We start from the raw sequence: 24,251 nt of genomic DNA, 5'->3' as shown, positions 1-24,251 counted from the left end.
GCCGCGGTTAGTTATCGCGGCGCCGCCTCCGCGGCTCCCACATCACCACTGCGGTGGAGCGGGGAACGTGGACGATCTCGCCGCGGGAGCGCCCGCTGCGACCGCTCGAGCTGGATGCGTTGTGGGCGGCGAGCAGCCGCTTCAGTTCCGCTTGGGTTTCCAGCAGGCGGCTTTGCAGCGCTTCGTTTTCCGCTTCCAGGTCCCGGATGCGGTTCTGCTGGCCGATGATGGTTTTGATGCCGGCCAGATTCACGCCCTCTTCGTGAGAGAGGCGTTGGATTTCCCGCAGCTGGTCGATGTCGTCGCGGGAGTACCGTCGGCCACCGCCGCGGGTGCGTTCCGGGGTGACTAGTCCGATGCGGTCGTAGGTGCGCAGTGTCTGGGCGTGCATGCCGGTGATCTCTGCGGCCACAGAGATCACGAACACTTCGCGGGCATCTTTCTTCTGCCGCTTCCGGCCGTGCTCACCCTCGCGACCCTGGCGACCCTCGTGACCACCGCGCTCCTGCCCGGCCCCATGCTTCCGTCGCTCCCGATCGTGGCCTTTGTCAGCGTGCTCGTCGGTGGAACTCATGAGTTGCCCTCCCATCCTGCACGTGGGTCAAAGCCGCTCCGCTTTTCCTCTTCGGAGTATTTCCGCAGGGCGCTCATCGCGCCTTCGTCGAGGTCCTTCGGCACGGTCACGTGCACGGTCACCAGCAGGTCGCCGCTGGCGCCGTTGCGTTTGTGCACTCCGTGTCCGCGGATGCGGAGCGTGGTGCCGTCGGCGGTGCCTTGGGGGATGCGCAGGCGAACTTTGTTGCCCAGCGTCGGCACGGTCACGGTCCCGCCGAGCACCAGTTCGTGGAAGCTCACGGGCACGTTGAGCAGCAGGTCGTCGCCGTTTCGGCTGAAGACCTTGTCCTTCTTGACGTGCACGGTGACGAACAGGTCGCCGGAGGGCTTGCCGCGTTCACCGGCGCTTCCCTGACCGGCGAGCCGCACCTTCTGGCCGTCCACCACTCCCGCGGGCACGCGCACGGTGATGGTGCGGGCCTGGGTGACGCGTCCGGTTCCGGAGCAGTCGGGGCATTGTTCGTCGATGATGCTGCCGGCTCCGCCGCAGTCCGCGCAGGGTCGGCTGAAGCCGAAGGCTCCGCGGTTTTCGCTGACCATGCCGCTTCCGTGGCAGGTGCCGCAGGTTTTCGGGGTGGTGCCGGCTTTCGCGCCGCTTCCGTGGCAGGTACCGCAGGGGTCGGGTTTCGTCAGGCGGATGGGGACGGTCACACCCTTGGTTGCCTCGCGGAACTCCAGGGTGATTTCTGTTTCCACGTCGGCACCGCGCCCGTTGTCTGTCCGACGCTGCCCGCCGCGTGCCCCCGCACCCGCCGCGGCAGAGGCCCGGCCGTCGTCGCCGAAGAGGTTGCTGAAGATGTCTCCGAATCCGCCGGTGGATGCTGCGCGTCCGAAGACGTCGGAGGGGTCGAAGCCTGCGCTGGAACGGCCGGATGAGGTGAAGTTGGAGAAGCCGTTGAAACCGCCGGAGGCGACCATGCGTTTGAACTCGTCGTATTCGGCTCTCTTGTCTTTGTCGCCGACAACGCTATAGGCTTCAGACGCTTTCTTGAAGCGTTCCTCGGCTGCCTTGTCCCCTGGCTTTTTATCGGGGTGGTCTTCACGGGCGATTTTCCGGTATGCTTTTTTGATCTCCTCCGCGCTGGCCTTGGAGTTAACCCCAAGGTCACGGTAGTAATCCTTGTCTGCCCACTCGCGCTGAGCCATGCCAGCCTCCTTTCCTAAGTTGAGTGTACCGCGCTGAACTTTCTTGATCTACTTAGGCTAACGTTTGGTGCTTGTCTTTATTCCCCCGCTGCCGCTCTCTCAGACATCCTTCTCCTCGCCATGGGGGTGCACAACGCACAGCTTTCCTGAAAGAAAGATAAGAAAACACCCCTGATCAGTAGCGTCGCACGAGCTTACGCAGTGCTTTTTCAGGCCTTGCAGACCATCCGGCTGTGCTATTTCCATGGAGTGAGTCATCAGAATTGCTCATCACCAAGAGGTACTCACCATGGACCACTCACCAACACCTACGCACCGTACGCTCTCCCGGCGCGCCACTGTAGTGATGCTGCTGACGGTCATCCTTCCCCTCATTGACTCCAGCCTGGTCAATGTCCTACTACCGACCATCAGTCGGGAGTTCCACTCCCCCGAAAGCGACCTTCAGCTGGGCATATCTGGTTATATGCTCGCGGCCACCGTCGGCATCATCCTGTCCACCACCTGCATCCGACGCTGGGGTTCTCGTCGAGTCTGGTGGTACTCCGTTCTGTTGTTCGCCGCTACCTCAGCCTTCGTGGGTGTGGCCCCAACCATCCCCCTGTTTTTCATCGCCCGGATTCTCCAAGGTGGCGCCTGCGGATTCATCATGCCCGCGGTCCAGGCTCTCATCGCGGATATCGTTGGGCGAGACAATATGCGCTCGGCATTGGCCACCATCGGCTTGCCGGCGGTTGTCGCACCTGCTGTAGGGCCTCTCCTTGGCGGGGTGCTGGTGGATGCTGTGGGGTGGCGCGCTCTCTTCCTTATTAATGTGCCCATCGCCTGCGTTGCACTCGCTCTCGCGCCTGGGGCGTCAGCGAACACGCCGGGCGTCGTATCTTCTCGGCAGCACGGCACGACCCCGCTAGGCATCACCCAGGCCATCCCAGCAATCTGCGGCATGGTCGGCCTGTTGTGGACGATCACATCGGTGGGACAGCTACCACCCGGAGTTCTTGCGTTGATGCTGCTGGTGTCCTGCGCATTCATTGGCGCGTTTTGGCTGCTTGATATTCGGTCGGACGCGCCACTGCTGGACATGTCCCTGTATCGCCACGGTCCGTTTGCGGGAGCCATGCTGCTCAGCACAATTGTGGGCACGGTGTTTTATGGCACGCTGCTCTCCACGTCCTTGCACGTGCAGTCTTCGCTGCAGCAACCCGCCTGGATCGCGGGCGTGGCACTAGGCATTCAAGGACTCGGCGCGTGGGCTGCGCGGCGCCTGGTCAAGGGGCGCTGGGCGGAGTTCAACGCGTTTAGCCTCATCGGAGCCGGGCTTGTGGTCGCGGCGGTGGGAACGGTGGGAATCCAGGCGGTGAGCTCGTGGGGCGCGGTCAGCCTTGTGGCTATCTGCGCGGCGTCCCTGGTTCGCGGCCTTGGCTTGGGGGTGTGCACTCTGTTATCGCTGTCTGCGGCGTATGAGGTGGTGACGGACGCGCAGGCCCCCGCAGTGGGAGCGCACAGCCGGCTCATGCTGCAATGCGGCGGCGCGCTAGGCACGGCGGCGGTCGGGGTGTGGGCCGGTGCTGCGTGGTCTTCGCTGGGGCTGGGTCTGTGCATCGCGGCGGCGTGCGGGCTGGGAGCGGTCGCGGCGTTGCTAGTCAGGCGTACTGTCCTTTTAAAACACCCCGCATAAAAAACAACGTTTCTGTTGCGAAAAACCCGATTGCGCCTTAATCTCTGGTTCTATGCCAGATCCACGTCAGGAGGCAGCGGCATTCGGCCCTCGTCTCCGTCATGTTCGCCTGGACCGAGGCCTGTCTCAGAGCGGCCTCGCGTCCGGCATTTGCTCGCCAAGTGCCATCTCACGCTGGGAAAATGGAGTGGGCCTGCCGACGGCGGAGACCGTGGAGGCACTTGCGCATCGTCTGAACATTGACGTACATCTTCTGGTTGGACACGGTTTCGACTCCCGCTTCGCCGAGTCCACTGACAGCTTCGCCGATGTGCTCACCCTCGCGCTCGGTGAGCTGCCGTCGCACGAATCCTCCTCCGCGATGGTGTCCTGGATCGTGCGCGTGCAGCAGGCTCTGACGTACCTGCGCGCGGAGGATATCCCCGCCGCCCGACGCCTCATCGACGATCTCGCCGTCGCCCCACTCACCTCCTCCACCCCGGCGGCGTTGGGCAGCGTCGATATTCTCGATGCGCTGGCCACACTGCTGGATCATCCCTGCACCGGCACCATCTCGTCTCTGGTGGAGACCCTGTCCTGGGCCAAGAACGCCCCGGGGATCCTGCGCCGCGAGGCCCTCGATGTCGCCGTGGCCGAGCTGGTCGTGCAGGACATGCCGATCGCCGCCCGCGACGCTGTGGCGCGCGTGGCACCGTCGCACATCACCCTCACCACGCAGGCACTGCTGACCTGCGCTGATTCCGTTTCCCCCGACGCCGCCGCCGCGTCCCTTCCTCCCGCACATCCCCAGGCGACTCCCCGTGACCTTGCCTTCCGCGCGTGCGCGCACCTGTGTAGCACGGGGGCGTCTGCGGAAGATCTTGCGGAGATGGCCCGGGCGATCGCACCCCAGGACATGCTGCTGAGGCGGTGGGTGGCGTGGGCTCGGCGCGCCTGAAGAATCGGACACTTTTCCGTAGGCTTGCACTATGAGTAAGAAGTCGTGGTTTCGCAGGTGGTTGTCCGGCAAGGTGTCTGGAGCCCGCGAGTCCATGGGCAGCTCGGAGCAGGTTGAGCGCGAGGTGGCTGGGCGCGAGCAGCAGGCTGAACACGAAGAGCTAGAGCACGAGCAGACCGAGCGCGAGCAAGCTGAGCGCAGCCAAGCCGAGCGCAGTGTCAGTCGCACGAGCGAGGGCGTCAACGACAACGAGTGCGGCAACGACAGCGAGAGCGACAGCCCGCAGACCTACCCCGAAGCACCGCATGAGCAGACCGATCTCACGGAGTTCGCGGTCTCCCACGCCCTCCACGAACTCAGCGCACCCCACCCCCACTACTCGGGACTGACGGTCGAGCAGGGGCTTGCGATGGAAGAACACATCATCACCACCAGCCAGAATTGCTTCGAGGCTACGCCCGAGTTCCACGAGAACACTGTCAGCATCGACGGCGACACGGTGGATCTGGAGCCGTTGGTTATGCGCTTGGCGTCGAACAAAAAATTCGACGAGTTCATGCCCACGATCGTGGAGGAGTTCCTCACCAGGAAACGGGCCAGCACCGTCATCCGCAAGCTCAGCGACCTGGACTTTTACCGCGGAATCCGCGTGCGGATCAGCCCCATTGACGAGCTGCTGAGTCACGATTGGGCGCTCGACGCCCTCGAGGACACCGAATGGATCGAAGGCGAAGCGATTCCCGAATATCTGGAATCCCGCGAGTTTCCTGTCCGTCCGTGGAGCCCCTCCACCGTCATCCGACTGTGCGTGAAGCACCGCGGCATCATCCACAACCTCACGCCCGAGCTACTGGAGGACCGCGATAGCCTGCCGGAACTCTGGCACATGGGCTACCGGAATCTGTGGCAGGAGCTCGTGGACTCGGACCTGCACGTGGGAAGCAGCGAGGACCTGGAGGGAAAGCCGCTGACCAGCCTCAGCTCCCCGCATCCGTCCATGGTTCCTGGCGGCGAGCTGGACTCGTCCTGCTGGGTGTTTCAGGGAAGCAGCTCCTTCGTGGGGTCCCTGCCGCTGTTCTTAGACGAGTTCATGGAGCGCATGCTGCCTGACGTGGACATTTCCGCCGGCATGATTTACGGAACCCCGCACAAGAACATGACCGTGGTCTCCGAGGTGGGGTCCGGCCCGAGCGTGGCCGGGTCCATGAGCGTGGTATTCACCCTCACCGCGGAGAACCACGGGCTGCACCCCTCGCCGCTCAGTACGGAAGTGAATGTGCTGCACGACGGTCAGGTGGAGCCGATTAAGCAGGTCAGCTCCGAGCACGTCGACGGCGGACGCAGCGTCCGCTTCGAAATCCAGCCGCCCGAGTACTTAATTAAGCGCATCATGGAAGGGATGCAGGGCGGAGGCTTCGACGACGAGGGTCGCGACAGCAACGACGGCCACGATGATGACGAGTAAAGCCGCCGCGGCACAATGACCGTGGCGGCGTAACGCTCGCGTTACTGCGGGTCGGCGATGATGACCATCGCGTTGCGCAGCACACGCTCGTTGAGCTTGTAGCCTCGGCGCAGCACCGTGCCGATGACCTTCTCATCTCCAGAGGAGAGATCCTGCACGGCCTCGTGAAGCTCCGGGTCAAAGGCCTCTCCTTCAGCACCGAAGGCTTCGACGTTGATGGAGGAAAACACGCCGTTGAGCTTGTCGGATACCGCCTTGAGCGGCCCATTCAGGTCGCCGTGCTGGGCGGCCATCTCTAGGTCATCAAGGATCGGCAGCAACTTGCTGGCCACATCCGCCTTCGCGGTCTCAATGACCGCCACGCGGTCCCGCTCCACGCGGCGGCGGTAGTTGGTGTACTCCGCTGTCACGCGCTGCAGGTCCTCGGTGCGCTCGGCCAACTCCGCTTCCACAGGTGATGGTTGCGCGTCTGCCTGATCGCCAGCGGCGTCGGTCCCCTCGAGTCCCTCGGCGGTCTCGCCGTCAGTCGGGCCATGGGTATGGCCGTCAGCCTGGCCGTCGGTCAAGCCCTGGTCATCCGCAGGGTCCTGCGGATTGCCCTGGCCAACCTCCACGCCATCGACGTCACCAATCTCCACGCCATCCAGCGCGTCGTTGATGTCCGACTCCAGCTGCGGGTCAATCTGAGGATCGTCCTGGTCGCTGTGCCCGTCTGGGTTTACTTGATCTGCCATGTTCTAGCAGCTCCTCACTTAAGGGTGAGCCACTCCCTCATGCGAGTGGCTCTGGTTACGGGTGTGGCTTACTTCTTGTCGGAGTCAGCGTCGTCCTCGTCGACAACCTCGGCATCCACAACATTTGGATCAGCCTCAGCGCCCTCGGCACCAGCAGCAGCGCCTTCGCCTGCGGCGGCCTCAGCCTCGTAGAGGGACTTACCCATCTCCTGGGACTCAGCGGACAGCTTCTCCACCGCATCCTTCACGACCTCGATGTCGTCGCCCTTCAGCGCCTCCTCGACAGCCTTCGCAGCGTCCTCAACCTTGGTCTGCAGGCCCTCGGACACCTTGTCCTTGTTGTCCTCAACGAACTTACGGGTCTGGTAGACCATGGACTCAGCGGAGTTGCGAACTTCCTGCTCCTCGCGGCGCTTCTTGTCCTCCTCAGCGTGAGCCTCGGCGTCCTTCACCATGCGGTCGATCTCCTCCTGGGACAAGCCGGAACCATCCTGGATGGTGATGGTGTTCTCCTGGCCAGTGCCCTTGTCCTTCGCGGAGACAGACACGATGCCGTTGGCGTCGATGTCGAAGGTCACCTCGATCTGAGGCACACCGCGTGGAGCTGGCGCAATGCCACCCAGCTCGAAGGAGCCCAGCAGCTTGTTGTGAGCAGCCATCTCACGCTCACCCTGGAAGACCTGGATCTGCACGGAAGGCTGGTTGTCCTCAGCCGTGGTGAAGGTCTCGGAACGCTTCGTTGGGATGGTGGTGTTGCGCTCGATCAGCTTGGTCATCACGCCACCCTTGGTCTCAATACCCAGGGACAGTGGGGTCACGTCCAGCAGCAGCACGTCCTTCACCTCGCCGCGCAGCACACCGGCCTGCAGAGCAGCACCCACAGCAACAACCTCGTCTGGGTTCACGCCCTTGTTAGGCTCCTTGCCGCCGGTCAGCTCCTTCACCAGCTCGCTCACAGCGGTCATGCGGGTGGAACCACCCACCAGAACCACGTGGTCGATGTCCTTCACACCGATCTCCGCGTCCTTCAGCACAGCCTCGAACGGTGCCTTGGTGCGATCCAACAGATCCTGGGTGATCTTCTGGAACTCGGTGCGAGTCAGGGTCTCGTCCAGGAACAGAGGGTTCTTGTCCTCATCCACCGTGATGTACGGCAGGTTGATGGAGGCCTGCTGGGAGGAAGACAGCTCAATCTTCGCCTTCTCCGCAGCCTCACGCAGACGCTGAACAGCCATCTTGTCCTTGGACAGATCCACGCCGTGAGCGGACTTGAACTTGTTCACCAGCCAGTCCACGATGCGCTGATCCCAGTCGTCACCACCCAGCTCATTGTCACCGGCGGTGGCGCGAACCTCAACCACGCCGTCGCCGATCTCCAGCAGGGAGACGTCGAAGGTACCACCACCGAGGTCGAAGACCAGGATGGTCTGCTCCTGCTCACCCTTCTCCAGGCCGTAGGCCAGCGCCGCTGCGGTTGGCTCGTTCACGATACGCAGAACATTCAGGCCGGCAATTTGGCCTGCGTCCTTCGTGGCCTGACGCTGGGCGTCGTTAAAGTATGCAGGAACGGTGATGACCGCATCCGTGACGTCCTCGCCCAGGTAGGATTCAGCGTCGCGCTTCAGCTTCATCAGCGTGCGAGCGGAGATTTCCTGTGGGGTGTAGTCCTTGTCGTCAACGTTCTTGGTCCAGTCGGTGCCGATGTGGCGCTTGACGGAGCGGATCGTGCGGTCGACGTTGGTGACTGCCTGGTTCTTGGCAGACTGACCAACCAGGACCTCGCCGCCCTTGGTGAAAGCAACGACGGATGGGGTGGTGCGTGCACCTTCGGAGTTAGCGATAACTTCAGCCTCGCCACCCTGCAGCACTGCAACTGCGGAGTTCGTGGTTCCGAGATCGATTCCTACTGCGCGTCCCATGATGTGTTCTCCTTTTCCTTTGGTTTCCTGCGGAAGTTCATTATTGAGTGTTACTCACTCAACCCATGCGCTCCATTGTGCTCATTTTTCTCGCGACGTCAAGCGGGATTGAGTGATTCTGACTCAACTTCGTGACATCAAGCATAACCGTGAGCCGCACACACTTATTCCCGCCAGCCCGAAAAAAATCGAACATGCAGGTAAGCAGGCCGTTTTTCGACTGGCCACTGCCGCAATCCTTGCCACGCACGCTTGCATCACACGTGAACAAACTTGAGTCGCACATGAGCAACGGTTGAGTCACGCGCAAGCAATTCGTGAGCTATGTAGGACCCAGGCGCTATTGTGAACGCATGAGTATTGCTATGCGTTGGGAAGCTTTTAAGGCACGTCGGCGGGCATCTTCTCGGTCATCTACACCGTCAGCTAGCCCTGCCGCACACGCCGAGAACCTCGTCGCACCGCAACCTGACGAGCCCCCGCACTCCCTCCGCCAACATTTCGCGGTCTCCACCCGCACCCTGACAGTCGCCGGCTCAAACTTCGACGTCTACTCCGTCGCCCCCATGAAGTTCAGCGGCGATCACGGCGCGGAGTCGGAGGCCTTCAACGAGCTCGCCCCTGCCGATGCCGCCCGCCAAGCCATCCTCTACGTCCTCCCCGGCGGCTTCGCCCAGCCGATCAAGAAGCGCAATTGGGACTTCATCGCCACTCTCGCGAACGCGGGCTACCGGGTGGACATTCCGCTCTACGGCCTGATTCCGCAGCATTCGGTCCAGCACGGCGTGCCGCTGATCCTTGAGTCCTACACGCAGCTGATCCGCGATCACGGCGCGGAGAATGTGCATGTCATCGGCGATTCTGCCGGTGGTGGCCTGGCCTTGGCTGCACTCACGAGCCCCTACTGGACCGCCGATGAGCGCGAGCAGCTGAACCTGCCGCCCGCCGCGCCACTTCCGTCGCCACGCTCACTGCTTCTGAACGCGCCGTGGGTGGATATCGCCCTGTCCAATCCCGCGATTGCCGACGTTGCGGATCGTGACCCGTTGCTCGATCCTCTTACCCTCCGACGCCAAGGCGCACTCTGGTCGCGCATCTCTTCCCCGTCGGGCGCTTATGATCTCAGTTCTGAACATCCCGCCGTGTCACCCCTTTTTGTGGGTAACTCTGCTCTGCAAGAAGCTGTGAGCGACACCGAAGTGCACATCTGGTGTGGTGACGCCGACATCAGCCTCCCGGACGCCCGAGCTCTCGCTCAAAAAACAAGCACTGAACTGCATGAAGTCGCCGGAGCACTCCATATGTTCCACCTTGGAAACACTCCAGAAGGCAAGGCAGCACGGCGCCAAATTGTGGAAATTATTGACAGATTGTGATCTTCATCACGGATTTTGGTGGCGAAATGTAGTAGTTCACCGTGCAGGAGGTCATTTTCGCAACACTTTTGTTGTGTATTAAAGGGGGTTAGTGCAGGTCAGTGAACTTTTCCATAACTACAAAAAGGGTCGTCACCCCTGCTAAAGTGCGGTCGTAAAGTAATTTGTTCATATATATATGAATTTAAAACTGGACTAGCGAGGAGCAACCCTATGTACCTGCACGCAGCAGGCCAGCTCACTAGCAATGACATCCCGTGGGGCATCACCGTCCCACTGGGCATCATCGGTGCGCTGCTTTCCCTCCCCGCCTGGATCTTCTTCATCCGTGGCGCAGCACAGATCTACAAGACGATCCGCCTGGGTCAACCGGCACTCAGCCGTCTCGACAACCCAGCTGGACGATTGATGAACCTGATCAAGGAAGTCCTTGGTCACACCAAAATGGCCAAGAAGCCAGGCGTGGCGTTCGCCCACTGGTTCGTCATGGTGGGCTTCCTCCTCGGATCCATGGTGTGGTTCGAGGCCTACATTCAGATCTTCAACCCTGAAGGCGGCTGGCCTATCTTCGGCGACTGGGCCATCTACCACTTCGTGGACGAGCTGCTGGGTATCGGTACCGTCCTCGGTATCGTGGCTCTGATCATCGTTCGCCAGTCCATTGGCAACAAGGACAAGAAGGCTCGCTTCTACGGCTCCAACGCTGCCGCTGCCTACTTCGTGGAAGCTGTTGTGCTGATCGAGGGTCTGGGCATGATCCTGGTGAAGGCCTCCAAGATCGCTACCTTCGAGAGCTACCACGGCGGCCACCTCGCTACCGACTTCTTCACCATGCAGGTTGCGAAGCTGCTACCAGAGTCTGCTCTGCTGGTGTCCATCTTCGCGCTGATCAAGCTGCTGTCCGGAATGATCTGGCTGTTCATCGTCGGTCAGAACATCAAGTGGGGTGTGGCATGGCACCGCTTCATGGCGTTCTTCAACATCTTCCTGAAGCGTAACTCCGACGGCAAGAACGCCCTTGGCGCTGCGAAGCCAATGACCTCCGGCGGACGCATCCTCACCATGGAAAACGCTGACCCAGATGAGGACAAGATCGGCGTTGGCCGCATCGACGACTTCACCTGGAAGGGCTGGATGGACTTCACCTCCTGTACGGAGTGTGGACGTTGCCAGGAGCAGTGCCCTGCGTGGAACACTGCCAAGCCACTGTCCCCGAAGCTGCTGATCACCGCACTGCGTGATAACGCCATCGAGTCCGCTCCTTACCTGCAGGCCGCTGGCGCTACCGGCGAGGTCGACTTGAACGACCCATCCGTCGAGGCACACGCTGACCTGCCACTGCTGCAGCTGGTGGGCGAAGGTGAAATGGGTGTGATCGACCCAGACATCCTGTGGTCCTGCACCAACTGTGGTGCCTGCGTGGAGCAGTGCCCTGTGGACATCGAGCACATCGACCACATCGTGGATATGCGTCGCTACCAGGTTCTGGTGGAGTCTGACTTCCCAACCGAGCTGGGTGGCTTGTTCAAGAACATGGAGACCAAGGGCAACCCTTGGGGCCAGAACAACAACAAGCGTTCCGAGTGGATTGAGAAGGCCAAGGCCGACGGTATCGACATCCCTGTCGTTGGCGTTGACATCGAAGACTTCGATGACACCGAGTACCTGTTCTGGGTTGGTTGTGCCGGCGTGTACGACGACAACGCTGCCAAGACCACCCGCGCTGTCGCTGACCTGCTATACACCGCAGGTGTGAAGTTCGCCGTCCTGGGTGAGGGCGAAGGTTGTACCGGTGACTCCGCACGTCGTGCCGGTAACGAATTCCTGTTCCAGATGCTCGCCGAGCAGAACATTGAGATCCTGGATAACGCGTTTGAAGGTGTCCCACCGAAGCAGCGCAAGATCGTTGTGACCTGTGCGCACTGCTTCAACACCCTGCGCAACGAGTACCCAGAGATGGGCGGACACTACGACGTCGTTCACCACACTCAGCTGCTGAACAAGCTGATCCGCGAAGGCCGTCTGACCCCAGTCAACGAGCCATCCGCTGGCCGCTCCGTCACCTACCACGATCCTTGCTTCCTGGGTCGCCACAACAAGGTCTTCGAAGCTCCACGTGAGCTGATCGGCGCATCCGGCGCAAACCTGGTGGAGATGGACCGCAACCGCAACACAGGCTTCTGCTGTGGTGCTGGTGGTGCCCGCATGTGGATGGAAGAGCACCTCGGTGAGCGCATCAACCTGAACCGTACCGACGAGGCTTTGGGCACTGGTGCCGAAGCCATCGCCGTGGGCTGCCCATTCTGTAAGACCATGATGACCGACGGTGTGAACAACCGTCAGGCTGACATCGAGGACAAGAAGGACCGCACCCAGGTTCTGGACATTGCCCAGATGTTCCGCGAGTCCATCCTGGTGGATGGCGAATTGCCAGAGCCAAAGGAGCGCGAGTTCCTGGTTGCTCCTGAGCGTGGTTGGGTAGACGAAGAGAAGCTTGCCCGTGAGGAAGCTGAGCGCAAGGCTGAGGAAGAAGCCAAGCGCCGCGCTGAGGAAGAGAAGAAGCGCAAGGCTGAAGAGGCTGCGAAGAAGAAGGCTGCTGCCGCTGGTGGCGCTGGTGCTGCAGCAGGTGCTGCTGGCGCTGCCGCTGCTCCGGGCGCTCCTGCTGCAGGTGCACCATCTGCACCGGCTGCTCCTTCCGCACCTGCCGGCGGCGCACCTGCTGCTCCAAGTGCTCCTTCTGCACCAAGCGCGGGCGCTCCTGCAGCGCCTGCCGGTGGTGCTCCAGCAGCTCCGTCCGCACCAAGCGCAGGCGCTCCTGCAGCACCATCTGCACCAGGCGCCCCTGCTGCCCCGTCCGCACCTTCTGCCGGCGCTCCTGCTGCTCCAGCAGCCCCAGGTGCTCCGTCGGCTCCAGGTGCTCCAGCAGCTCCATCCGCACCAAGTGCTGGCGCGCCAGCCGCTCCATCGGCTCCGGGAGCTCCGGCTGCACCAGGTGCCCCGGCCGCCCCTGGCGCCCCAGCTGCGCCTGCAGCCCCCGCAGCTAAGCAGGACGCTGACGAGCAGAAGCCAGCAGCTCCATCCGCTGGCGCACCGGCCGCTCCGGGAGCACCAGCTGCTCCAGGTGCCCCAGCTGCACCTGCGGCTCCAGCAGCTAAGCAGGACACCGACGAGCAGAAGCCAGCAGCTCCATCCGCTGGTGCTCCAGCATCCCCTGCTGCTCCGGGAGCTCCAGCAGCCCCAGGTGCACCAGCCGCCCCTGGCGCTCCGGCTGCGCCTGCAGCCCCAGCAGCTCCTGCTGCCAAGCAGGTCGCAGATGAGCAGAAGCCAGCAGCCCCTGCTGAGCCAGCACAGTCTGCACCAGCACAGCCAGAGGCATCCGCTCCTGCAGACGGCGGACCAATCAAGTTGACCGCTACTGCACCTGGCGCTCCAGGCGCACCGGCTGCACCTTCGGCTCCAGCCGCTGCCCCAGCTCCGGCTGCTGAAGCTCCCGCAGAAGCAGAGCCTCAGGCCGCAGACGCTGAGGACACCGCTTCTTCTGAAGCACAGTCTGAAGCTTCGGCACCAGCAGCTCCTGCAGCACCGGCCGCGGGCGCTCCTGCAGCTCCAAGTGCTCCGGGTGCACCAGGCGCACCGGCTGCTCCAGCTGCCGGTGCCGCAGCAGCCGGCGCCGCCGCTGCTACCGCTGCGGGCTCCTCTGAGAAGGAAGAGTCCCAGGATCAGCAGCCAGCTGAGGAGCAGCCTGCAGAAGCCCCTGCGGAAGAGTCCGCAGAATCCAACACTGCACCAGCTGACGCTGAGCCAACCCAGGCAGCAGCACCTACCGGAGACATCTCCAAGCTGACTCGCCTGATCCCAGGCGCACCGGGCACCCCAGCAACTCCCGCTGAGTAAGCCCGCACCACGCTGAAGGCCCTCGCTCCGCATCGGAGCGAGGGCCTTCTACTTCTCTATCGCCAACGTCTATCTCGGAGAGTGTCTTAGAACGTCGACTCGATTCATCGCAAAAATTCTGCAACTTTTTCTACCTGCGGCTTTAGTTTTTCGCCACACATCGAGTCGACGTTCTAAGACACCCCCTCCGCTTATTAGATGAGATTCGAGCAAGATTCTAGGCATCTGCCTATCCCTGAAGGCCGGATCTACGCCTACCTCTGGGGCTGCTGACCGTCTGATCCCCCGGAATCCAAAACCTCAACGCGGCATCCGCGTTCTTCGTGATACCGATCCTGGGCCCCACAACATAATCCACAGGCTCAGCAGCTCGCTGAAAGTACAGGACCGAATCCCCTACCACTGACGGCTCCACATCTGAGTCCCTCATAGCAGACTCCCCCACTTCGCGCGGAACTCCCTGACGCACCTCAGCGCCATTCATCTCCAGATCGAAGCCCATCGCTTTACCAAGATTCCCCGGTCCGCGTGCCAGCGCAACCTCAGAAACCTGAGGCCCACGCCTCTCACGCACCACGTCGTGCCCTTCCATCACTTCCCCACCTCGGAGCAACACTCCCCCAGCCACGCCATCCGGCTGGCACACTAAGTTCCCGGCACGGTGGATCCCATAGCTCGCGTACACGTACAGCCGCGCCGGCGGACCGAACATCGTGGCGCATCGTGGAGTCGGCCCCTTGTAGGCGTGCGAGGCCGCGTCGCTTTCCCCCAGGTAAGCCTCGACTTCAGTGATTCTCAAGCCCACGCCGCCGTAGCGCAGGATACCTCCAAGCAGGAGTGGCGCTACACGATCAGCAGGCGCACTGAAATCAATAGGCTCGCCGGCAGGTGCTGGTTCTGAAGAATTCACACGGTCCAGTGTAAACACCCCACCACCAGCCACTCATCCGGCGAACCGGCAGCAGCAACGCAGCTTCTCATCCGCACTGCCAGCAGCCACCACTCGCCGAGCTTCACCCGCCGAGCCAATCAACACGCTTTACCCGCCGAGCTTCCCATCCAGCGGCAACGCCACCTCGGCACCCACATGCTCCCCGAGCAGCCGCAGCTTATTCTGCCGCTTGTCGTGAAGCGTGTGCACGCGAAGGTCTCGCCAGTGCCGGTCGAGGGCGCGCGTGGCGGTGTACCCAGCCGACCCCGCCACTTCGAACAGCTTGGACACACTCGCCAGCGCCGCGTCCTGAATCGCCAGCTTCGCACGCGTGACGCTCAGCGCCACCTCCTGGCTATCTTCCGCGGGCCGCCCCAGACTGTCGAGCAGCGCGCCGTACGCAGCTTGGGCTGTAAACAGGCTCACGTCGATCTCGCCCAGCAATGTCGCCTGGCTCTCCGGCAGCTGATCGGCGTGGCGCGGCAGTCGCGCGAGTCCATGCGCTATCTCGACGGCGCCTTCAAAAAGTCCCAGGTCAATGCCAGCATGAAGCGCCTGCGCGAATGCGCCGTGATGAAGGACACCGGCATCCGGCACGCCAGCACCGCCAGCACCGCCACCGCTAGCTTCGCCAGCACCACCAACACTCAGCGCCTGCACCGCCAGCCCCGTCACGTCCACGTCCTCAAGCCGCACGCTCCCGCTGCCGGTAAACTCCTGTCCGGTCGCGTGCCAGTCGTCGTCGATGCTGATGCCTGCCGCGTCGGCGGGCACAAACACAACGTCCTTGCCGCCAATGACGATGGCCAGGATGTCTGCGTAGGGCGATCCTGTGCAGAAAATCTTGTGCCCGTTGAGCCGCGTCCGCCCGTCCACACCAGTCTCCGCGCGCACGGGGTCGCGGTCCACTTGCGCGTTGGCGACAAGCACCGTGCCGTCCAGCACCTCCCGGGCATACCCGTCCGCGGCCTCGCCGGCGCGGTGCGCGGCGCCAACATAGCGGCTGAAGACGTAGTGCGATTGCGGGATTTGCGCCAGCGATCCGTCGATCCGCGCGAGGCGTCGCGTGGTCTCGATGGCCGCGCGAAGCCCGGCCGCGGGGTGCTCGCCGTGCGCTTCGGCCGTTGCGGTGAGGCCGAATGCGTGGGTGCTGCGGAGCTGTTGCAACGTTTTTTCTACGACGCCCACCTCTCGTCCCTCATTGCCTTCTCCCAGCCGGTTGATGGTGTGGAAGTCTTCGCGTGCATTGTCGAGGACGTCGTCCACGGCGGCCAGGATGCGGTCGATGGGTTGAGGCTCTGCGACGTTAGACATGGTTGAGTTAGACATGGCTGAGCGTCGGGGTGGCCTCGGCACTGCTGTCGGCGCTGGCACCTTCAGCGGCGCTGTCGGCAGCACTGTCCGCAGCAGTGTCGTTCGCCTCCTGCTCGCGCAGCGGAGTGATGATCTTCTCTCCGAACTCTTGGACTTCTTCGTCCACGTGCAGGAATCCGCAGAGCACCAGGTCCACGCCGATGGAGCGCAGCTTTTCGATCTGGGCGTTGATGTGGTCGCGGGTTCCGATCAGTCCAGTCTTGAAGCCGTCGTTGTATTGAACGAGGTCTTCCAGGCTGGAGTTGGTCCACATTCCCTTCTGGTCGTTGGTGACGGCGCCGGCGTGGTGGACGGCCTTCTTGAAGTCCTTGACGGCCTTGCTGTCTGCGTTAATGACGATCTCGCGCAGGCGCTCTTCGGCCTTTTCTTGGCTGTCGTCCAGGATCACGAAGGCGTTCACGCCGATCTTCACTTCGCGGCCTGCGGCGTCGGCGTGCTGGCGCACCTCGGCGATCTGCTCTTCGAGGTCTTCGATGCTGCCGCCGTTGGTGAAGTACCAGTCGGCGTAGTTGCCGCCGTTGAAGCGGGCTGCGGTGGAAGAGCCTCCCTGGAAGAGCTGTGGGACCTTCTTGGGCTGAGGCTTCAGGGTGTAGTTGCGGATGCGGTAGAAGTCACCGGCGAACTCGGTGGGGCTGGTGGTCCAGATGTTGCGCAGGACCTGCAGGAACTCTGCGGAGCGGCGGTAGCGTTCGTCGTGGTCCAGCCATGGCTCACCGAGGGCGTGGAACTCGTCGCGCAGCCAGCCGGAGACAATGTTGAAGGCCAGGCGTCCGTTGTAGAGTTCGCTTGCGGTGGAGCCCAGGTTCGCCAGAACTCCTGGCTGCCAGAGCCCTGGGTGCACGGCGGCGATGACGTTCAGCTTCTCGGTAGCTTCCAGCAGGGCGAGGGAGAAGCTCACGGATTCGTGCTGGTATTCGGCAGAATAACTGCCGAGGTAACGGACCTGCGTGAGGGCGTATTCAAAGCCGGCTTGCTCAGCGTGCTGGGCCAGGGTGCGGTTGTAATCAATGCCCCAGTCGGTGCGCTGGTCCACGGTGGAGGTGACGAGACCTCCGGAGACGTTGGGGACCCAGTAGGCGAAGTTCAGGTGGTCTGCGGTACGGGAGGTAGACATGGTGTTAATCCTTTTTCTCTATGTAGATTTTCTGTATGTATTCGTGGGTTCTTGCGCCGACGCAGCGAGAGCCTTAACGAGCCGTGGTCACTTCCGACTGGTGGAACACCAGAGGCCGTGGCTTGTCGAGCTGTTCCTCGGAGGCGTGGTGGATGTCGTGGACGCGCAACACCGCCATGACGTGGTCGCCCACCGTCACTTCTTCGGCGACGTCGGCGGTGATGTGCAGGGCGGCGTCGGGGAAGAGGATGGCCTCGCCGTGGGTGATGTAATCAAGGGAGTCGAAGCGCTCGTGGGCGGGGCGGTAGAAGTTGTTGATGACGTGGCGGTTATTTTCGGACAGGATGCTGAGCCCGATGCGGCCGGCGTTGCGCAGCTGCGGCCAGGTGCCGGAGGTGGTTTGGATACTTACGCTGACGAGGGCTGGCTCCAGGCTGTGCACCACGAAGGAGCCCAGGACCATGCCGACGGGACGGCCGTCGACGAGGGCTGCGGCGGTGGCCAGCGGCGTGGGGACGTTTGCAAAGGCTCGGCGGAGGGCTTTGGTGTCCGTGGTGTCGACCGGCTGGGTGCCGGTGCGTGGCGCCGGGGTGAAGTCCCAGGTGTGTGCGGAGATTCGCTCGAGGCCGCGGGTGGTGTTTCGTGCTGGGGCGTAGGAATCAATCAAAGTCATGACACAGAGTAGACCATTCTGTCTAGAAAACCGGCAATGGTTTAATTCGTGCGCAATTATTTTCCAGACATGGGACCCAGATGGGGTGGCAGTGCGCTACAATCACCCAGTTTCTAGACAGAGCGGTCTAGACACTTGGTAGAGTGGCACGCATGAGCTCACGCCCGGCCCCCAGCATCAACACCGTCCACTTTGCCCTGCCCACAGACGCCGCCGGACTGTGCCTGCAACAAGTACGGGCGCACCCCGGGATCACCCGCACCGAACTGCAACGCTCGCTACACCTATCCCAACCCACGATCCACCGCCTGGTCACGCGCCTCACGGACGAAGGCATCCTCAGCGCCACCACCACCGCCACGAACGCCACCGGCCGCCCCAGCTCCTCCCTCACCGTCGACGGCCGCGCGCACCTCGCCACCGGCGCGCACATCGGCCTGCGCCGGACGCAGCTGGTACTCACGGACATCGCCGGACGCACGCTGGCTCACGATTCTTTTCCCCTTTTTCTCGACGCCACGCCTCCCCACGAAGCGCTTCCCTTCGTCCTTGGGCGTTTATCGCACCTGGTGAAGGGGCATCTCGGGCAGGCAGCACCGGCGGCAGCGGAGGCGCAGGCTGCATCGGGGACAGGCACGGCAGAGCGAACAGCGGCAGGACCAGCACGGCCTGCACAGCTGCGCAGCATCGGGCTTGCCTTCTCCACGGACGTCCTCGCCAACGGCGTACTGGAGTCCCCCATCCCGGCCTGGGATGGCATCCACCTGCCCACCGAGGTGCAGCGCGCCCTCCACGACCTCCCCTCCGCCCTACCTTTAGACCACACCCTGCCGATCAGCCTCGGCACCGGTGTGAGCGCGCTGGCCGGGATGGAACTAGCCTTCCGGGACCCCACTGTCTCCCCCACGCAATCCTCCTCCATCCTTTACGTGTACTCCCGCGAAGTGCTGAGCTACTCGTGGATCATTCACGGCGGAATCCACAGGCCTCGCGTGGGCCACCAATCCGCGCTCATCTCCGCGCTGTTGGCTCAATCGAGGCTGGCGGTGAGTGACGCTTCGGCGTCGGATAAAAATCAGGGAGAGCAGACCAGCACGAGCGGCCGGCAGGACCCGCTGAGCGTGGGGCGGCTGCTGGATGTGGCGGCGGAGATGGGGCACCCGGCGGCGTCGCTGGAGGAACTGGTGCGCGCGGCGCGGACGAACGCGAAAGCGGCGGAGCTGCTGGATGAGCGCACGGACCTGCTGGGCAAACTCATTGATATCGCAGCTCAGGTCACCGATCCGGACGAGGTGGTGCTGGCCGGGGAGACGTTTTCCGCAGACCCGGAACGCACACGGCGGCTGGCGCAGTGGCTGAATCGCAACGCCAGCGAACGCATCTTAAAGGCGCACCCCGCGCACCCTCACGCCACGCTGGATGCGGTGAAGATGGTGGCGTTGCACCCGCTGTGGCAATCGCCGGTGTAGGGCGCGACGAGGACGCACGACGGCCGCCAGCGCGGCCAACCAAGTGTTTCCACCGAACCCCGTCACATTCTTCGTTCCCACGCCTCAAAGCGAGTACACTTTAAGCTATTATGACTGCCGACCAACCCGTTTCCTCCGAGACTTCAACTGACGCGGTCCCACAGGGGGAAGATACGAAAAAGAAGCGCCCAGCTGCCTGGATCATCATCCTGGCAGCCGGTTTGGTCTGCATTTTCCTGGCAGGCTTTGGCGGCTATCTGATGATGCGCAACACCAACAACACGGACTCTGTGGGTGGTGTGAATCAGCAGCTCTCGGTCACGCACCCGCCCGCGACCACCGTGAATAAGTACCACTCGGCCACGCCGGATGCGTCCAAGACGTCGAAGAGCTCCAAGAAGAGCAGTGGCTCGGGGTACGGCTCCGGCTATGGCTACGGCGGTGGATCCGGTTACGGCTCTGGCTCTGGGACGTCCGGCTGGGGTGGGACCGGCTCTGGGCAGGATAATCAAGAGCCGTCGCCATCGCAGAACTCGGACGGCGCGGCGGCGAATGATAATCCGTCGGCTCCCAGGCCTTCTCAGCAGGGCAATCGCCCTGCCCCGAATGGTGGCGGCCAAGGTAACGGCGGCGCCGGCACGGGTGGCGCTGCCGGAAACGGTGGCGCAGGTGGCGCGGGTAACTCCGGGAATGTGAGCCCTGGCGGCGGTGCAGGCGCAGGCAACGGTGCTAGCAACGGCGCGGGTAATGGCGGCGGTACAAGTGCTGGCAACGGCGGAGGCGCCGGCGCGGGCAACTCGAACCTGGGCGGAGCCACCGGAAACTCGGGGAACGCGGGAGGCGCAGGGCAGCCTGCGAACCCTGGGGCTGCTAATTAATAAGCTCTGCGAAAAAATACTTCGCCACCTCTCCCGTATGTGGGGCTAAACGTGGCAGAATGTACAGAATGAGTAAGCCAATTCGCCCCAGCGACCTTCGGGCGCTGGATCAGTCCACCAAACTGCAAAACGTCTTGTACGAAATCCGCGGCCCGGTGAACGCCGAGGCCGAGCGGATGGAGGCAGATGGTCACCGCATCCTGAAGCTCAACACGGGTAACCCTGCCGTGTTCGGTTTCGAGGCTCCTGATGTGATCATGCGTGACATGATTGCGGCGCTACCCTATGCGCAGGGCTACTCCACCTCCAAGGGAATCATCAGCGCCCGCCGCGCCATTTTTGCTCGCTACGAGGTCATCCCTGATTTTCCGCGCTTTGACGTGGAGGATGTGTTCTTGGGCAATGGCGTGTCCGAGCTGATTACCATGACGATGCAGGCGTTGGTCAATGATGGCGATGAGGTGTTGATCCCGTCGCCGGATTACCCGCTGTGGACAGCTGCGACGTCCCTGTCAGGCGGAACTCCGGTGCATTATCTGTGTGATGAGGACAACGGCTGGACCCCGTCCATCGAGGACATTGAAGCGAAGATCACCCCGCGCACTAAGGCCATTGTGGTGATCAATCCGAATAACCCGACGGGTGCCGTGTATTCCCGGGAGATTCTGCAGAAGATTGTGGATGTTGCACGCAAGCATTCCCTACTGATTCTTGCCGATGAGATTTACGACAAGATTTTGTACGACGATGCCCAGCACATTTCCATCGCGTCCTTGTGCCCTGATTTGCTGTGCATTACGTATAACGGTTTGTCGAAGGCATACCGCGTGGCCGGTTATCGCGCAGGATGGATGGTGCTGACCGGCCCGAAGTCCCACGCGAAGGGCTTTATTGAGGGCTTGTCTGTGCTGGCTGGCACGCGTTTGTGCCCGAATGTTCCGGCCCAGCATGCCATTCAGGTGGCAATTTCGGGCCGCCAGTCCATCAATGATTTGGTGCTTCCGGGTGGCCGCCTGCTGGAGCAGCGCAATGTGGCGTACGAGAAGTTGAATGAGATTCCGGGCGTGAGCTGCGTCAAGCCGATGGGTGCGCTGTATGCGTTCCCGAAGCTGGATCCGAATGTGCATGAGATTCATGATGATGAGAAGTTCATGTTTGATCTTTTGCGCGCGGAGAAGATTCATATGGTTCAGGGCACTGGTTTCAACTGGCCGGAGCCGGATCATTTCCGCATTGTGACGTTGCCGTGGGCTCGTGATTTGTCCGATGCCATTGAGCGTCTGGGCAATTTCTTGTCGAGTTACAAGCAATAGCGTGAAGGTGTGGCGATGTCTGTAAACGTTGTTGTGACCGGTGGGGCGGGCTTTATTGGTTCCCATTTGGTGGATGCCTTAGTGGAGGCCGGCGCCTGCGTGACTGTGGTGGATAATTTGTGCCATGGCCGCCCGGCGAATGTGAACTCTGCTGCCCGTTTGGTGGAAGCAGACATTGCCGATATTGATTTCACGGATCTTTTTGCGGAAGTAAAGCCGGATGTTGTGTTTCATTTGGCCGCGCAGATCGATGTCCGCCGTTCCGTGGCCGATCCTATATTCGACGCCGAGCTCAACATTCTCTCAACCATTCGCCTCGCGGATGCGGCGCGCCAGACCGGCGTGCGCAGAGTGGTGCATACGTCCTCCGGTGGGGCTATTTATGGCCGGGAGGCGGCGCTGCCTGTTTCGGAAGAGACTGTTCCTCAGCCGGATTCCCCGTATGCAGCCTCCAAGTATGCGGGTGAGATTTATTTGAATACGTTCCGCAAGCTCTACGGCTTGGAGTGTGCGTTTATCGCGCCGGCGAATGTGTATGGCCCGCGCCAGGATCCTCATGGCGAGGCCGGCGTGGTGGCTATTTTTGCCCAGAATCTGCTGGCGGGCACGCCCACCACGGTGTTTGGCGCGGGGAATAACACGCGCGATTACGTGTATGTGGGCGATGTGGTGGAGGCTTTTTTGGCCGCCGCGGCCTTTGACGCGAAGGACCTGCCGGGGCTGGCGTGCGCCGTCACGGGCGCGGAGCTGGCGGAGCTGCGCCAGGAGTCCAATGGCCAGCGCTTCAACATCGGCACGGGCGTGGAGACGTCCGACCGGACGCTGCACTCGCTGGTGGCCGCTGCCGCCGGCGCGGAGGATTCCCCGGTGTATGCGCCGGCGCGTTTGGGTGACGTGCCCCGTTCTGTGTTGGATAACTCAAAGGCCCGCCGCGTTTTGGGCTGGTCGCCGAAGGTGAAGTTGGCTGACGGGATCCGGAAGACGGTGGACGTTTTCTCACGCATGTAGCTCTCAGCAGGTAGGGTGGTTGCCATCACATTGTGACGTTGAGAGTGAGCGAGCAAGCAACCATGTCTTCATCCACCGCTTCCAAAAAATCTAACGCTGAGAAAACCGACGCCAAGGATCACGACCAGAAGAAGCCGCCTGAGGCTCCAGGCGGCTTCCTGGGCACCATTGAAAAGATCGGCAATAAGCTGCCTAATCCTTTTTGGCTGTTCGTCTTTCTTGCCGGCATTGTTGCCGTCGCCTCGTGGATCGGCTCATCGGTGGGCATGTCCGCCACGGATCCCGAGTCCGGGGATCCCATTGAGGTGACGAACCTCCTCACCAGCGAGGGCCTATCCAAGATGGTCACGGAAGCGGTGAATAACTTCATCAGCTTCCCACCCTTGGGCGTGATCCTGGCCGTGATGCTGGGCGTGGCAGTCGCGGAGCAGACAGGGCTGCTCTCTGCGCTGGTCCGCGCCATGGTCGCACGCGTGTCCCCAAAGATGCTGACGTTTGTTCTGGCATTGGCCGGTGTGACGGGAAGTGTGGCGTCGGATGCGATTTATGTCATTTTGATTCCGCTGGGCGCGATGGCGTTTCATGCGGTGGGGCGTTCCCCGATTGTGGGAGCGATGGTGGCGTTCGCGGCGAGTTCGGCTGGGTTTAATGCGTCGCTGATTCTGAATATCACGGATTTGCTGCTGGCGGGTATTTCCACGAAGGCGGCGCACATTGTGGATCCGGACTACACGGTGAATGCGCTGGCGAATATTTTCTTCGTGGTGCCGTCGGCAATTGTGCTGTCGCTGATTATCACGGCGGTGACGGAGCTGTTTATTGTACGCAAGGCGCGTGAGCTGGTGGATCACGACGATCTAGATACGTCTTCGTTGTCCTTTTCGGATGAGGACGCTGACGGCAATGCAGATGAGGATTACGACTTCTCTGAGGACGAGGAGGAGCTGTCCCTCAAGCCCATTGAGGCTCGCGGTTTGGCGTGGGCTGGCGTGGCGCTGCTGGTCTTTTTGGCGGTGTTCTTCGCGCTGATTTTCGTACCGGGTTCTCCATTCGCAGGTCCCGATGGGGAGTTTATGGAGTCTCCCCTGATTCAGGCTATTGCGGTACCGATTGCGCTGGGATTCTTCGTGGTGGGTGCTGTGTACGGCCTGAAGGTGGGCACCATTACATCCGCCGGTGATGTGCCAGACTTTATGGCCAAGGGGTTGCAGTCGCTGCTGCCAATGATTGTGCTGTTCTTTATGGTGGCGCAGTTTTTGGCGTGGTTCGATTGGTCCAATTTGGGCGTGTGGACGGCCATTAAGGGCTCTGAATTGCTGCAGGCCTGGAACTTGCCGCCGCTGGTGATGTTCGCCGGTTTGGTGCTGATGGTTGCGCTGCTGAACCTGTTTATTACGTCCGGTTCTGCCCAGTGGGCCCTGATGGCTCCGGTGGTTGTGCCCATGCTGATGTACGTGAATATCAGCCCGGAGGTGGCGCAGATGTTGTTCCGTATTGGTGATTCGCCAACGAACATCATCACGCCGATGTCTCCGTATTTTGCGCTGGCGTTAACGTTCTTGCAGCGCTACTACAAGCGCGCAGGTGTGGGAACCTTGATGTCCCTGGCGCTGCCGTATTCTCTGACGATGCTGGCGGGCTGGTTCGTGTTCTTCGTGGTGTGGTACCTGCTGGGTATTCCGCTGGGGCCGGGCGTGTCCATGCACTACCCGGCCGGTTAAACGCAG

Annotated in this window: 18 protein-coding genes; 10 read left to right on the top strand and 8 right to left on the bottom strand. The window is 62.0% G+C overall.

Features of this window, described 5'->3' with window-relative positions:
- Positions 1–7 precede the first annotated feature (7 nt).
- On the bottom strand, positions 8–574 hold the full coding sequence (locus tag IAU67_RS01045) for a heat shock protein transcriptional repressor HspR (protein WP_151842615.1): 567 nt from the start codon (positions 572–574) through the stop codon (positions 8–10).
- Positions 571–1,761, bottom strand: a complete 1,191-nt coding sequence (dnaJ, locus tag IAU67_RS01040; RefSeq protein WP_151842616.1) for a molecular chaperone DnaJ — start codon at positions 1,759–1,761, stop codon at positions 571–573. The genes IAU67_RS01045 and dnaJ overlap by 4 nt, the downstream gene beginning before the upstream one ends.
- Before the next feature lie 289 nt (positions 1,762–2,050).
- On the opposite strand from dnaJ, the gene IAU67_RS01035 reads away from it, so the two are divergent.
- Genes IAU67_RS01035 through IAU67_RS01025 form a run of 3 tightly spaced genes read left to right on the top strand, consistent with a single transcriptional unit; the run spans position 2,051 to position 5,841 of the window.
- Entirely contained in the window at positions 2,051–3,439 is a 1,389-nt protein-coding gene (locus tag IAU67_RS01035) for an MFS transporter (RefSeq protein WP_151842617.1), read from the top strand.
- Positions 3,440–3,491: 52 nt separating this feature from the next.
- Complete coding sequence (locus IAU67_RS01030; protein WP_151842618.1) at positions 3,492–4,376, top strand: helix-turn-helix domain-containing protein; 885 nt, start codon at positions 3,492–3,494, stop codon at positions 4,374–4,376.
- Positions 4,377–4,407: 31 nt separating this feature from the next.
- On the top strand, positions 4,408–5,841 hold the full coding sequence (locus IAU67_RS01025; protein WP_151842619.1) for a hypothetical protein: 1,434 nt from the start codon (positions 4,408–4,410) through the stop codon (positions 5,839–5,841).
- 41 nt (positions 5,842–5,882) lie between these two features.
- On the opposite strand, the gene grpE is transcribed toward IAU67_RS01025, so the two are convergent.
- Together grpE and dnaK are read right to left on the bottom strand one after the other, a co-directional pair.
- A complete protein-coding gene (gene grpE / locus IAU67_RS01020; protein WP_151842620.1) occupies positions 5,883–6,575 on the bottom strand; it encodes a nucleotide exchange factor GrpE in 693 nt (230 codons plus the stop codon).
- A 68-nt stretch (positions 6,576–6,643) separates the two neighbouring features.
- On the bottom strand, positions 6,644–8,494 hold the full coding sequence (dnaK, locus tag IAU67_RS01015) for a molecular chaperone DnaK (RefSeq protein ID WP_151842621.1): 1,851 nt from the start codon (positions 8,492–8,494) through the stop codon (positions 6,644–6,646).
- A gap of 353 nt (positions 8,495–8,847) precedes the next feature.
- Here dnaK and IAU67_RS01010 point away from each other — a divergent pair, with 353 nt between their 5' ends.
- Positions 8,848–9,870 carry an alpha/beta hydrolase fold domain-containing protein gene (locus IAU67_RS01010; protein WP_151842622.1) on the top strand — a complete coding sequence of 341 codons (1,023 nt, stop codon included), beginning with the start codon at positions 8,848–8,850 and terminating at the stop codon, positions 9,868–9,870.
- A 213-nt stretch (positions 9,871–10,083) separates the two neighbouring features.
- A complete protein-coding gene (locus IAU67_RS01005) occupies positions 10,084–13,764 on the top strand; it encodes a (Fe-S)-binding protein (protein WP_151842623.1) in 3,681 nt (1,226 codons plus the stop codon).
- Positions 13,765–13,993: 229 nt separating this feature from the next.
- Here IAU67_RS01005 and IAU67_RS01000 read toward each other — a convergent pair whose 3' ends face one another.
- From IAU67_RS01000 to IAU67_RS00985, 4 genes are all read right to left on the bottom strand, one after another.
- Entirely contained in the window at positions 13,994–14,674 is a 681-nt protein-coding gene (locus IAU67_RS01000; RefSeq protein WP_151842624.1) for a DNA-3-methyladenine glycosylase, read from the bottom strand.
- Positions 14,675–14,803: 129 nt separating this feature from the next.
- A complete protein-coding gene (locus IAU67_RS00995) occupies positions 14,804–16,009 on the bottom strand; it encodes an acyl-CoA dehydrogenase family protein (RefSeq protein ID WP_187767930.1) in 1,206 nt (401 codons plus the stop codon).
- 7 nt (positions 16,010–16,016) lie between these two features.
- A complete protein-coding gene (gene sfnG / locus IAU67_RS00990) occupies positions 16,017–17,183 on the bottom strand; it encodes a dimethylsulfone monooxygenase SfnG (RefSeq protein WP_151842626.1) in 1,167 nt (388 codons plus the stop codon).
- Positions 17,184–17,256: 73 nt separating this feature from the next.
- Entirely contained in the window at positions 17,257–17,856 is a 600-nt protein-coding gene (locus IAU67_RS00985) for a flavin reductase family protein (protein WP_151842627.1), read from the bottom strand.
- 152 nt (positions 17,857–18,008) lie between these two features.
- Between IAU67_RS00985 and IAU67_RS00980 the strand changes: the two genes are divergently transcribed.
- From IAU67_RS00980 to IAU67_RS00960, 5 genes are all read left to right on the top strand, one after another.
- Positions 18,009–19,325 carry an ROK family transcriptional regulator gene (locus tag IAU67_RS00980; protein WP_151842628.1) on the top strand — a complete coding sequence of 439 codons (1,317 nt, stop codon included), beginning with the start codon at positions 18,009–18,011 and terminating at the stop codon, positions 19,323–19,325.
- A 110-nt stretch (positions 19,326–19,435) separates the two neighbouring features.
- The gene (locus IAU67_RS00975; RefSeq protein ID WP_151842629.1) at positions 19,436–20,203 is read left to right on the top strand and encodes a hypothetical protein; all 768 of its coding nucleotides are present in this window, start codon (positions 19,436–19,438) and stop codon (positions 20,201–20,203) included.
- Positions 20,204–20,262: 59 nt separating this feature from the next.
- Positions 20,263–21,516: a pyridoxal phosphate-dependent aminotransferase gene (locus tag IAU67_RS00970; protein WP_151842630.1), complete on the top strand. Its 1,254-nt coding sequence runs from the start codon at positions 20,263–20,265 to the stop codon at positions 21,514–21,516.
- Between the two features lie 15 nt (positions 21,517–21,531).
- Positions 21,532–22,524, top strand: coding sequence for an NAD-dependent epimerase/dehydratase family protein (locus IAU67_RS00965; protein WP_151842631.1), 993 nt, complete (start codon positions 21,532–21,534; stop codon positions 22,522–22,524).
- A 62-nt stretch (positions 22,525–22,586) separates the two neighbouring features.
- Positions 22,587–24,245: an AbgT family transporter gene (locus tag IAU67_RS00960; protein WP_151842632.1), complete on the top strand. Its 1,659-nt coding sequence runs from the start codon at positions 22,587–22,589 to the stop codon at positions 24,243–24,245.
- The last annotated feature ends 6 nt before the right edge of the window (positions 24,246–24,251 follow it).

The organism is Corynebacterium zhongnanshanii, from assembly GCF_014490575.1.
Classification (GTDB): domain Bacteria; phylum Actinomycetota; class Actinomycetes; order Mycobacteriales; family Mycobacteriaceae; genus Corynebacterium; species Corynebacterium zhongnanshanii.
The sequence above is the reverse complement of the archived record's forward strand: the minus strand, read 5'-3'. Positions and strand labels throughout refer to the sequence as shown.

Excerpts from the sequence above, each read along its gene's own strand:
- IAU67_RS01025 (WP_151842619.1), top strand. The coding sequence starts at position 4,408 with ATGAGTAAGAAGTCGTGGTTTCGCAGGTGGTTGTCCGGCAAGGTGTCT.
- IAU67_RS00965 (WP_151842631.1), top strand. The coding sequence starts at position 21,532 with ATGTCTGTAAACGTTGTTGTGACCGGTGGGGCGGGCTTTATTGGTTCC.
- IAU67_RS01035 (WP_151842617.1), top strand. The coding sequence starts at position 2,051 with ATGGACCACTCACCAACACCTACGCACCGTACGCTCTCCCGGCGCGCC.
- dnaK (WP_151842621.1), bottom strand. The coding sequence starts at position 8,494 with ATGGGACGCGCAGTAGGAATCGATCTCGGAACCACGAACTCCGCAGTT.
- IAU67_RS01030 (WP_151842618.1), top strand. The coding sequence starts at position 3,492 with ATGCCAGATCCACGTCAGGAGGCAGCGGCATTCGGCCCTCGTCTCCGT.
- IAU67_RS00985 (WP_151842627.1), bottom strand. The coding sequence starts at position 17,856 with ATGACTTTGATTGATTCCTACGCCCCAGCACGAAACACCACCCGCGGC.
- IAU67_RS00975 (WP_151842629.1), top strand. The coding sequence starts at position 19,436 with ATGACTGCCGACCAACCCGTTTCCTCCGAGACTTCAACTGACGCGGTC.
- sfnG (WP_151842626.1), bottom strand. The coding sequence starts at position 17,183 with ATGTCTACCTCCCGTACCGCAGACCACCTGAACTTCGCCTACTGGGTC.
- IAU67_RS00960 (WP_151842632.1), top strand. The coding sequence starts at position 22,587 with ATGTCTTCATCCACCGCTTCCAAAAAATCTAACGCTGAGAAAACCGAC.
- IAU67_RS00980 (WP_151842628.1), top strand. The coding sequence starts at position 18,009 with ATGAGCTCACGCCCGGCCCCCAGCATCAACACCGTCCACTTTGCCCTG.
- IAU67_RS00995 (WP_187767930.1), bottom strand. The coding sequence starts at position 16,009 with ATGTCTAACGTCGCAGAGCCTCAACCCATCGACCGCATCCTGGCCGCC.
- IAU67_RS01010 (WP_151842622.1), top strand. The coding sequence starts at position 8,848 with ATGAGTATTGCTATGCGTTGGGAAGCTTTTAAGGCACGTCGGCGGGCA.
- IAU67_RS01045 (WP_151842615.1), bottom strand. The coding sequence starts at position 574 with ATGAGTTCCACCGACGAGCACGCTGACAAAGGCCACGATCGGGAGCGA.
- dnaJ (WP_151842616.1), bottom strand. The coding sequence starts at position 1,761 with ATGGCTCAGCGCGAGTGGGCAGACAAGGATTACTACCGTGACCTTGGG.
- IAU67_RS00970 (WP_151842630.1), top strand. The coding sequence starts at position 20,263 with ATGTACAGAATGAGTAAGCCAATTCGCCCCAGCGACCTTCGGGCGCTG.
- IAU67_RS01005 (WP_151842623.1), top strand. The coding sequence starts at position 10,084 with ATGTACCTGCACGCAGCAGGCCAGCTCACTAGCAATGACATCCCGTGG.
- grpE (WP_151842620.1), bottom strand. The coding sequence starts at position 6,575 with ATGGCAGATCAAGTAAACCCAGACGGGCACAGCGACCAGGACGATCCT.